The sequence below is a fragment of the Ruminococcoides bili genome (assembly GCF_040093295.1).
In the GTDB taxonomy this organism is placed as follows: Bacteria; Bacillota; Clostridia; order Oscillospirales; family Acutalibacteraceae; genus Ruminococcoides; species Ruminococcoides intestinale_A.
Genome location: NZ_JBBNJY010000101.1, coordinates 1 through 620 on the forward strand (window position 1 = coordinate 1; position 620 = coordinate 620).

Annotated in this window: 1 pseudogene; it reads left to right on the top strand. The window is 42.9% G+C overall.

Features of this window, described 5'->3' with window-relative positions:
• Positions 1-620: pseudogene (locus AAAY30_RS11535) on the top strand (hypothetical protein); the annotation flags it as partial.

Genomic DNA, 620 nt, shown 5'->3' on the forward strand with positions numbered 1-620 from the left:
GAAACAGCATCAAGAAAAGATTCAGCGGCAGAAGAGGAAATAAAGAAATCAAAAGAAGATTTTTACACAAAGTATTCTTATCTGAAACCTGAATGCGAAAAAAGTGTTATTGAACACATTTGTGATGGTGTACAATCGGCAGCAGAGTGGTGTAAAGAGCATTGGAAATTGATAGTTACAATAGCAATAGTAATTGTATCTGTTGCTGTACTTTTGATTCCCGGTGTAGGACCAATTATTGCCGGAGCCTGCTGGGGTGCTATTTTAGGTGCTTGTATAGGAGGCGTATCCGGAGGGTTGGAAAGTGTTGCCAACGGAGGTTCGTTCCTAGAAGGTTTCGAAGATGGAGCACTCTCAGGCGCAATAAGCGGTGCAATCGGCGGAGCGGCTTTTGCCGGACTTGGACAGTTAGGTGCAGTTGCCGGCAAGGGAATTAAATGTATGTCCGGCTTTGGTAAATTTATCAAAGGAACAGCATCGGTAACAAAGGTTATGAGTACCGCCATGGGAGGATTTGATACAATAGCACTTGTTGACAAGGCATTTGGAAACGGTGATATTGCCACATTGAATGCCAAATTACACGAAAGCAAAGCGTATAACATTTTCCAAACAGGTGT